Origin of the sequence: Vibrio sp. Evd11 (assembly GCF_900382755.1) — a bacterium.
Taxonomy (GTDB): domain Bacteria; phylum Pseudomonadota; class Gammaproteobacteria; order Enterobacterales; family Vibrionaceae; genus Vibrio; species Vibrio lentus.
This window is the reverse complement of the sequence record NZ_OSDX01000109.1, coordinates 1-7,931: the sequence shown is the minus strand read 5'-3', so window position 1 is coordinate 7,931 and position 7,931 is coordinate 1. Positions and strand designations below refer to the sequence as shown.

8 protein-coding genes and 2 pseudogenes are annotated in these 7,931 nt (G+C 42.6%); 9 read left to right on the top strand and 1 reads right to left on the bottom strand.

All coding sequences use genetic code 11. The features are described from left to right. The 4 genes and pseudogenes from ED652_RS24075 to ED652_RS23345 form a co-directional block, all read left to right on the top strand. Positions 1–213 (top strand): annotated as a pseudogene (locus ED652_RS24075) (hypothetical protein); the annotation flags it as partial. Between the two features lie 587 nt (positions 214–800). Beyond that, positions 801–2,219, top strand: a complete 1,419-nt coding sequence (locus tag ED652_RS23355; protein ID WP_016768662.1) for a DASS family sodium-coupled anion symporter — start codon at positions 801–803, stop codon at positions 2,217–2,219. A gap of 6 nt (positions 2,220–2,225) precedes the next feature. Further along, on the top strand, positions 2,226–3,581 hold the full coding sequence (locus ED652_RS23350; RefSeq protein WP_122056322.1) for an ATP-binding protein: 1,356 nt from the start codon (positions 2,226–2,228) through the stop codon (positions 3,579–3,581). Beyond that, positions 3,568–4,041 (top strand): response regulator, encoded by a 474-nt coding sequence (locus tag ED652_RS23345; RefSeq protein ID WP_122056321.1) that lies wholly within the window; start codon positions 3,568–3,570, stop codon positions 4,039–4,041. Before ED652_RS23350 ends, ED652_RS23345 begins: the two co-directional genes overlap by 14 nt. A 149-nt stretch (positions 4,042–4,190) precedes the next feature. Here ED652_RS23345 and ED652_RS23340 read toward each other — a convergent pair. Then, positions 4,191–4,496: pseudogene (locus tag ED652_RS23340) on the bottom strand (transposase); the annotation flags it as partial. Between the two features lie 9 nt (positions 4,497–4,505). On the opposite strand from ED652_RS23340, the gene ED652_RS23335 reads away from it, so the two are divergent. The 5 genes from ED652_RS23335 to ED652_RS23315 all read left to right on the top strand — a co-directional run bounded on the left by ED652_RS23335 (position 4,506) and on the right by ED652_RS23315 (position 7,556). Further along, complete coding sequence (locus ED652_RS23335; RefSeq protein ID WP_254051737.1) at positions 4,506–4,826, top strand: NUDIX hydrolase; 321 nt, start codon at positions 4,506–4,508, stop codon at positions 4,824–4,826. Between the two features lie 338 nt (positions 4,827–5,164). Further along, positions 5,165–5,791: a LysE family translocator gene (locus tag ED652_RS23330; RefSeq protein WP_122056319.1), complete on the top strand. Its 627-nt coding sequence runs from the start codon at positions 5,165–5,167 to the stop codon at positions 5,789–5,791. 146 nt (positions 5,792–5,937) lie between these two features. After that, entirely contained in the window at positions 5,938–6,399 is a 462-nt protein-coding gene (locus tag ED652_RS23325; RefSeq protein ID WP_122056318.1) for an RDD family protein, read from the top strand. 234 nt (positions 6,400–6,633) lie between these two features. After that, a complete protein-coding gene (locus ED652_RS23320) occupies positions 6,634–6,987 on the top strand; it encodes a YkgJ family cysteine cluster protein (RefSeq protein WP_076679176.1) in 354 nt (117 codons plus the stop codon). 161 nt (positions 6,988–7,148) lie between these two features. Beyond that, positions 7,149–7,556 (top strand): GFA family protein, encoded by a 408-nt coding sequence (locus ED652_RS23315; protein WP_122056317.1) that lies wholly within the window; start codon positions 7,149–7,151, stop codon positions 7,554–7,556. Positions 7,557–7,931 lie beyond the last annotated feature (375 nt).

Genomic DNA, 7,931 nt, shown 5'->3' with positions numbered 1-7,931 from the left:
ATAACTCTTTACCATGCTGTTCAAAAAACACTCACGAAAGATCAACACGCCCTAGTAACAGGAAAGTATTCAAAAAAGCAGTATTTATTAGACATGCTCAAAATACTAAATAGATATTTACTAATCCAGCCTAATGTTGCTGGTATAGGTTTAGACATTAATAAGATACTTAAAGGCCAAAAATCTAACAAAGTATTTAGACGTGATTCATAACACTTGGTATTTTTTGTTCCATCTTTGGGTTCAGTGTTTAAAGTGGTCTGGTTGAGTTTAGTGGTCGCGTTACACATGCCTGATTTGCCTTTCAAACAACCAAACCTATACGGCATCAGTTTCACGGAGGAAACATGACAAGTGACCAACTATTGGAAAAGGCACTTTAAAGCAGTGCCAGCATCCATCAACCTCATTTTTTAAAATCTTATTTGGCTGCGAATTATCTAAATGGGTATTTCGCTAAATCAGACAATGTGTGGCTTAAAACGAGTGAGCTGATAGGCCAAACTGAGATTGAAGTTTAGGCGAGTACTCTGCAACGGTGCAAGCGCCGAAGTTTACGGATCTCCCACGCAAAGGCGAACGTTTGCCTTTTGTTTCTCAGAATTTAATTGCAACAGTAAATGACACACAAACGTAGAGGTAGCGCACAGAATCGAAAAAGGGGATATCGCGATTACGTAATCATTGATCTAGCCGATAGTGAGAGAGTGATAAGAGGTCGATAATTCGTTGTCGGATCTAAATTAGAACTTTAAATCTAATTTCTAAGTAGTTGTTATCTCAGGAAGAGTTTTTGTGCTATGCGCCCCTATATTAAATACATTATCCCTATTTTAATTCCTTTCATTATCCTCGTAATGCCGCTATCAGCGTTTCCATTTGAAGGCCTTACGATTATTCAACAACGCGTTATCGCGATCTTTTTATTAGCGGCATTGTGCTGGGTGTTCGAGCCCATCCCGATCTACGCGACGTCTGTTGTTATTATCGTTCTGCAATTGTTGATGTTGTCGGATAAAGGGCTGATCTTTTTAAGGTTTGATCATGGGCAGGAACATTTTGGTGAGTTGTTAAAATACAGCGACATCATGGCGACATTCGCCAGCCCAATCATCATGCTGTTTTTGGGCGGTTTTTTCTTAGCGATGGCCGCCACTAAGTATCGATTAGACGTAAACTTAGCCCGTGTATTATTGAAGCCATTTGGACAAGACCCAAAGTTTGTGATGCTCGGCTTAATGTTGATCACGGGTATCTTTTCGATGTTTATGTCTAACACGGCAACAACGGCAATGATGCTCTCTATTTTAACGCCGGTACTGGCTGTGTTTGGCCCGAAAGACCCCGGTCGTATAGCGTTTGCGCTTTGTATTCCTGTTGCCGCTAACATCGGTGGTATTGGTACCCCGATCGGTACCCCGCCAAACGCTATCGCACTTAAATATTTAGTTGGCGACAACCTAATTACGTTCGGTGAATGGATGGCATTTGGTGTGCCGTTTGTCGTTATTATGATGGCGTTAGCGTGGTTTTTAATAGGCTTTATGTACAAAGCTGACCAAAAGAAAATCGAGCTAAGCATCAAAGGTAAATTCCTTAAAACGCCCAAAGCCATTGCGGTATACGTCACTTTTGCGCTGACCATCATTCTTTGGTTAATGGGCTCAAGCCATGGCATGAACTCTTATACCGTCGCTCTGATTCCTGTCGCTGTGTTCTCACTCACAGGGATCATCAATAAAGAAGACCTGAAAAAGATTTCTTGGGACGTACTGTGGCTTGTATCAGGTGGTATTGCGCTTGGTTTAGCTCTCGATAAAACTGGCTTAGCAAGGCTCGTGGTACACAGCATTCCGTTTGATGCTTACTCGCCATATGTGGTGTTGTTCGGAGCGGCGTTCTTGTGTTTGGTAATGGCAAACTTCATGTCTCATACCGCAACGGCTAACTTGTTAATGCCAATTATGGCTGCATTAGGTTCGTCTATGGCTTCACTTACGCCACTAGGCGGCGAGTTAACGTTAATTCTGGTTGTGACTTTTGCCGCTTCATTAGGTATGTCGCTGCCAATCAGTACGCCACCGAATGCGTTGGCTCATGCTACTGGTCATGTGCAAAGTAATCAAATGGCTAGAATCGGTATTATTTTAGGTGTGGTTGGTGTGCTACTGAGTTTTGTTATGGTGTGGGTGCTACATTCAATTGGTCACATAGGATAACGATACGTGTATCAACAAAAGCTAGAAGCACTTATCGATCGTTATTTTAATCAGACAGAGCGTCGGGTGACGTGCCGTGCCGGTAACACCATTATTGAACAATCAGCGTTAAACACTCGTTTATATTATGTGTTTAGTGGAGAACTGGAAGGGTTTTATTCCGAAGCGAATACACCGCAAGTGCGAGTGTTTAGCGCGGGTAGTGGGGCTTTTATAGGTGTTCATAGCTTCTTTTCAGGTAATTGGACAGCATCTTCAACGGTTGTGGCCAAAACCGATGTTGAGTTAGCGTGGATCGATAAAGACACGCCTGCAGAAGATGAACGTCAGTTTGGTCCTCTTACTGCACAGTTCACACCTGTGATCGTCAATGAGTTGTCGCGTCGTCAACGCCGCGCAACACAGGAAGCGATAGCGAAACAAAAAGCGCTAGAGAAGTTACATACGGCTGAGCAAATGACGACCTTGGGTCAATTGGCTGCAGGGATTGCCCATGAGCTTAACAACGCTATTGGTGTAGTAAATAGCAAATCTGGTCGACTTGAAACGGTCATCATGGATCTGCTTGAAGAAGTGCATCCAGAAGCCAGTCAATTTTTCGATTTTGGGTTAATGCATGGTCAGAAAACGTCGTCGTTAGAAGCACGAGCACGTGGGCGACAATTTGAAAGAAAATATGGTTTAGACAAAAACATTGCTCGCTCTCTTGCAAAGGCGATTCCAATTGACGCTTTATCTGCAACAGACGTTATTTCAAAACATTGGCTGAAAAACCCAGAAGAAGCGATTCGTTTTTGGCAGATGGGCTGTGATTTACATGATTTACGTTTGGCGTCTAGACACACCGTTGGCATCGTAAAATCGGTTAAACAACTTGGCAGAGTTGATATTGACACCGAAGAAGCGGTGGATATTAATGACTCCATTAATCATGCCTTATCGTTGTTACAAAGTGAGTTGCGTAGAGTTTCTGTGCGACTGAGCCCTGCAGATTTGCCGACTTTTAAAGGATCGAAAACAGAGCTCGTTCAGATTTGGGTCAACATTGTAAAGAATGCTTGCGATGCAATGTCGAATTCAGACGATGCTGCAATAGAAATTCAAACCAGATTAAGTAAGAAAAGAATATTAGTTACGATCACGAATAACGGCCCTGAGATAGACGAGGTGACTCGTAGAAAGGTATTTCAGCCTAACTTCACCACTAAAAAAGGTGGTTTATCGTTTGGATTGGGCTTGGGTTTATCAATCGTTAAGCGGATTGTGGCGGGTTATGGCGGAAGTATCATTGTGAAAAGTGATGCTTCTAAAACTGTATTTAGAATCAAGTTACCAATAGAGGGTGAACATGGAGAAGCTTAATTTAATCTGTGTCGATGACCAGAGAGAAGTACTGAGCGCAGTGATACAAGATTTAGAGCCGCTGGCGAGTTGGCTGAATATTGAAGATTGTGAATCAGCACAAGAAGTGCTTGAACTCATTGATGAACTTGACGCAGAAGGCGAACACATTACCGTCATCGTGTCTGATCATGTGATGCCACGGAAAACGGGTGTGGAGTTACTCACTGACGTGTTCCATGACAGCCGCTTTCCGCATACAAAGAAAATTCTTCTTACAGGGCAGGCCACTCATACCGATACCATCAATGCGATTAATGCAGCAGGCATCGACCGTTACTTTGAAAAGCCTTGGCAAGCAAGCACGTTAGTTGAATGCATTCGCACTCTTGTCACTGAGTACATATTTGATCAAGGGCTTGATTACACGGATTATCAGAATGAGCTCGACCAGCAGGTTGTGTTGAGACGCTTGCGTTAGTCTCTTATGTTAGCGACTTGCGCTAGTCACTAATAAGGCGCTTGAAACTATATGCACCGAAGGATGCTTTCTGAAGGATATCGTCTTTGAAAGATGTAATCTTTCGGTGCCTATATTGCTCCTCTCGTTTTAGTCTTAAATGAGACCTAAACCTGCTTGGTTCTAAGACTGATGCTGGTGTAATGTGGACAACTTAATGGAACATTGGCAAGTCTAAGTATCGAGTCGATAAATCCTTTCAGCGCTCTCAGTGGCATAGAAAAAACTCGCTTCACCATGAGCGCCGTCGTGATAGCTAAATCACTGAACCGACGTGGCCTCCCGTGCATATTATGTTTGCTTTTCGCCCACCCGCTTATCGCTTCTTCAATAATCCAAACGGTCAGAGATCCGCGGTTAATGAGTGATTGGTTGTATTGCTTCCAGTTGGTCGTTTTGTTACGAGGTTTAGGCATGGTCAAGGTATGGTTTTTGAATTCCCTGGAGGTTCCGTTGATTCCGGTGAGTCGGGTAGCCAAGCCGCAATTAGAGAATTGTGGGAAGAAACAGGCCTTAAAGATTTACAGCTTCTCGGCACTCATCAAGCTTTGAATAACTTCAGCGGTGAGATTCATTATGTAGTTTTGCGTGCGGTTCAGAATGATGAACCGAAAATGGTCGACGCAGAAAGACAGCAAGCTTTCTATTGGCTAGAGCCCTCAGCTATTCCTCTTGATGATTTTTATCGTGCAGATATCGAGTTTATAGAGAACCATTTAAGCCAATATGCCTATCAAAGATGCTAATTACATAACAACCACATTTATTTCGCATCGGTTTCACAAAGGAAACATGACAAGCGACCTTCGGTTGACGCGAGCAATTCGAAGTTTGTACTTGTTCTATCGAGTAAAAATAAGTCTGGTGGACGGATGTGAATTTCTTTCGACGGCTTACCACATTAACGCCGATATATATGCTTTGAAGTGAAGTGGGATTCATAATAGGCTAACTCGTCGTGCTTGCGTAATGTGGCCTCACGTCTCAGTCGATTTTTGTGTGTACGATGAAACAGTTGATGTGGATGTGTCTCTCACTAACTAACGTGACGTTAGCACTAAGAGCCATACTACAAGGAGGTTTTATGTTTCCATTAGATATATTTGTTACTTACACGCTGGCTTGTTTACTGCTAGTTATCTCGCCGGGGCCGGATAATTTGCTTGCTATAGGTCGAGGTTTAAGCCAAGGCCGATTGGCAGCAATAATGTCAGGTATGTCTTCTGGGGTGGGGATTCTATTTCATGTCGTTGCCGCGACCTTTGGGCTTACCCTTCTCATTCAAACTTCTGAAGTAGCGTTTTACGTTGTCAAACTCGTTGGCGCAGCTTACCTCATTTGGTTGGGTGTGAGAGTGCTTCGTACGAGAAATTTGTTCACATTAGAACCAGCGAAAAAACAGCCTCTAAAAGTCATCTTTTCTACGGGTTTTCTATCTGCCGCGCTTAATCCAAAGCCAGGTATGTTTGTTCTTGCTTTTGTACCTCAATTTGTAAACCCAAACTTAGGGTCGGTGACAACTCAAATGATCGGTTATGGAGTTTGGTTTGCTCTATTAACAGCAATTGGTTTTAGTTTAATGGGTGTCTTCTCGTTTCAATTATCAGAGTGGTTCAGGAACAAACCTAAGTTAGTGTCAGGGTTGAATATTGGTGCAGGTATTACATTCGTTTCTTCTGGGTTAGCTGTGGCGTTTATGAAGCAGCGATAATCGGTGTGCTAGGCATTGATTTGGTAAGATTCACAACGTTTGGCACTTTTACTTTGGGTGCTAATCGTTTTAGTTGGTAGTCGTCATCACAATTCAACAGAGCGCTCGGCTGTAATGAGATTTAAACAAAACAGATAGGATATTTTATGGACAATGAGCAATTAGAGTATGCAGGTTTTTGGGTGCGATTAGGGGCTGCGTTAATTGATACATTCCTGTTCTTACTGGTAACCATGCCTTTATTGTATTGGGTATATGGTGACTATTATTTTGATTCAGATGAGTTCATCTTAGGCGGCTGGGATGTGTTGTTAAACTGGGTGCTCCCTTTTATCGCAACAGTCATCTTTTGGGTTTATCGATCTGGCACTCCAGGCAAAATTGCTTTGAAGCTTCAAGTTGTGAATGCGGAGACCGGAGAGGCGCTTTCTACAGGTAAATCAATTTTAAGGTACCTTGCGTATTACATAAGTATTCTTCCTCTGTGTTTTGGCTTTGTTTGGATTGCGTTTAGCGGAAAGAAACAAGGTTGGCATGATTTAATTGCCAATACAGTCGTTATTAGACCAACAAATAAGGGCATTGAACCCGTAAAATTTGGAAAGTGAACTTAAGAAAACTCAGGCTGGCAGTTAATGCATAATGTTTGTTGTTCTAACTTGGTTTGGTGTAATTGGTACAACTATCGTTCTGCACTCTGCCTACGTATCGACGATTTGCATACGGAGTGGCCCTGATGACTTCGCCATACCGCGGTGCATTAGATTTAGGTTAGTTCTCAACTTCTAGCGAGTTATGTATTGCTCTATAATAATCGTGTATTACATGAGAAGAAGATATTGATGAACGATAATAGAGAGATAATTGCATACCTCCGCGAGAGTATTCCTGCGTTTGAATGCGTTAAGGGCTGTCATGATTGTTGTGGGCCAGTAACGACTTCTTCGGAAGAAATGTCGCGATTACCAAGGAAATCTGACGCTGAGCATGAAGCGGCCTTAGATGAATACAACTGTGTGCATTTAGGCCCGAATGGTTGTGAGGTATATGAAGAGCGACCATTAATCTGTCGGTTGTTTGGTACAACACCTCGTATGGCATGTCCAAACGGATGCCGTCCAGTAGAAATGGTCGATCTGAAAATTGAACGTCAGGTGCATTACTTCATCAGGAACACTCGCCAAGTTTTAGTGTAGTTGGCTCAATAGCCAACAGAACACCCACAATCACATAAGCATTAAAGACAGCTCACTTGTCTCAGATAAAATAGTGCAATATTGGCGTAATGCGTTAAATGGTTAGAAGTCCAATTTAACCAGTGGGTTAACACAGTATATGAAAGGGAATGAGACTCAGGATGAGTACAGGTTTTAAAGGTTCGTGTTTGTGTGGAAGTGTTCGCTTTTCGGTTGATGGATTCAGTGAAAAGGTAGCCAACTGTTATTGTTCAATGTGCCGAAAATTTCACGGTGTAGCTTTTGGTACGTTAGTTGGTGTTCAAGGGTTGAGCTGGCTTTCAGGCATTGATTTACTCAAAGAGTTTGTGGCATCAAACGGCACAACACGAACATTCTGTTCCAACTGTGGTTCAAGTTTAGGCTTCAGAGTACAAGGTGAACCTTTAGAAAACATCGAACTAGCAATATCGATATTCGACGTGGATATTCCAGTCAAAATTGATGCTCAAATTTACACCAACTACAAAGCGAGCTGGTGTGAATTACAGCCAGACTTACCTACGCATTCAGAAGGGCGAACAAGTTAATCGATCTTCGATTCTTTGAATCGCAAATATTGAATGCACAGTGATTATGGTTAACGTGCTTGGTGTTGCCCAATTCTTAACGCACGTTGACTTCTCCCCCAAAATTTATTGAGGCAGCTCGAAAAGATCGGGTTTTCATACAATCCTATATTGGCATCTATCCATACTGAATCCAGGAGGAAAGTATGAGATGGTTAATAATTAAAAATGCGTTCATTACGCTTACTATAGGATTTGGAATTGTATGGCTAATTTCTCGAGGAGACTATTTAGCCACAGCGTCAGTTTACCCGATCGACTTTGTGTTCTTATGGTTGGGCGCTGACGGATCCCCTCATAATTCCCCTAGTCCTGCATTGTGTGTGAGCCTTTGAT

What these genes read in the sequence shown, in the direction of transcription:
- ED652_RS23355 (WP_016768662.1), top strand. Translation starts at nt 801, where the DNA reads ATGCGCCCCTATATTAAATACATTATCCCTATTTTAATTCCTTTCATT.
- ED652_RS23320 (WP_076679176.1), top strand. Translation starts at nt 6,634, where the DNA reads ATGAACGATAATAGAGAGATAATTGCATACCTCCGCGAGAGTATTCCT.
- ED652_RS23330 (WP_122056319.1), top strand. Translation starts at nt 5,165, where the DNA reads ATGTTTCCATTAGATATATTTGTTACTTACACGCTGGCTTGTTTACTG.
- ED652_RS23325 (WP_122056318.1), top strand. Translation starts at nt 5,938, where the DNA reads ATGGACAATGAGCAATTAGAGTATGCAGGTTTTTGGGTGCGATTAGGG.
- ED652_RS23315 (WP_122056317.1), top strand. Translation starts at nt 7,149, where the DNA reads ATGAGTACAGGTTTTAAAGGTTCGTGTTTGTGTGGAAGTGTTCGCTTT.
- ED652_RS23335 (WP_254051737.1), top strand. Translation starts at nt 4,506, where the DNA reads ATGGTTTTTGAATTCCCTGGAGGTTCCGTTGATTCCGGTGAGTCGGGT.
- ED652_RS23345 (WP_122056321.1), top strand. Translation starts at nt 3,568, where the DNA reads ATGGAGAAGCTTAATTTAATCTGTGTCGATGACCAGAGAGAAGTACTG.